Genomic DNA, 1,245 nt, shown 5'->3' on the forward strand with positions numbered 1-1,245 from the left:
GTTCCGCATCGCCGCCGACGCGGCGATCGGCCGCCATGCCGTGCGGCTCAACGCGCTGGCGCAGCGCTTTGGCCACGACCGCCCGCTCCGCCCCGGCGAGGAGGAGGAGCGGCGCCCCGATTGGCGCCGCATGGCCGGCGCGATCGTGGACCTCGCGCGGCAGAACGGGATCGCGGCGGCCGATCTCGCCGCCTCCGCCATGCGGTCGCGCGACGGCCTGCTGGCCGCGCTGGATCCGGCGGCCGGCAGCGTGGCGGCACTGGATGACGCGCTGGAGGCGGCCGTGCGGACCGCGCTCGGCGCGCTGCCCGGCGGCGACAAGGGCGCCGACACGAAGGCGGCGGTCGAGACGCTGCGCGAGGCGGCCGAGGCGATGGAGGACGGCCCGCTGCCCTGGCCGCTCTGGGCGAAGCTCGCCAAGCTCAAGGTGAACGCCCCGAGCCGCACGACGATCGCCCCCGTCCACGCGGCCGCGGCGGCACATCGCCACCATCCCCGCCTGCGCGAGGACCTGGCCTCCTTCATCGAAGGCGTCTTCGCCTGCGCGGCGGAGGCGATGGAGGCGTGGCAGGACTTCAAGGCGGCGCGCGGCCTGGTGGACTTCGCCGACCAGGAGGCCGAGGCGCTTGCGCTGTTCGACGATCCCGCCATCGCGGCCCGCATCGCGCAGGACAGCACGATGCTGCTGGTGGACGAGTTCCAGGACACGAGCCCGATGCAGCTGGCGCTCTTCCTGCGCATGGCGCGGCTGATGCGTCGCTCGGCCTGGGTGGGCGACCCGAAGCAGGCGATCTACGGCTTCCGCGGCACCGACCCGGAGCTGATGGCGCAGGTCGCGGCCGCCGTGCCCGGCGCGACCGGCGGCCGGGCGGAGCCGCTGCGCGAGATGTTCCGCTCCCGCCCCGGCCTCGTGGCCTTCTGCAACGCGGTCTTCCGTGACGCCTTCCCCGGCATCCCGCGCGGGCAGGTGGAGGTGGTCGCGCGTCGCGGCGACGGCGCCGGTCAGCCGCCCGCCCCGCAGCTCTGGCGGCTGCAGTCGAAGAACCAGACCGACGACGCGAGGGCGATCGCGGCCGGCGTGGCAGACATGCTCGCGAACCGCGCCGCCTGGCGGCTGACGAGCGAGGGGCGCCGCGAGCCCGGGCCGCTGCGGGGCGGGGACATCGCCGTGCTCTGCCGCACCAATGACGGCGCGCGCCGTGTCGCGGAGGCGCTGGCCGCGCGCGGCCTGCGCGTCGCCTTCGG

Annotated in this window: 1 protein-coding gene; it reads left to right on the forward strand. The window is 76.2% G+C overall.

Annotated elements, in window-relative coordinates:
- Positions 1-1,245: UvrD-helicase domain-containing protein (locus OZN99_RS31920; protein ID WP_270939206.1), on the forward strand; the 1,245-nt coding region annotated here is incomplete at both ends.

Source organism: Falsiroseomonas oryzae, assembly GCF_027856955.1.
GTDB lineage: Bacteria > Pseudomonadota > Alphaproteobacteria > Acetobacterales > Acetobacteraceae > Falsiroseomonas > Falsiroseomonas oryzae.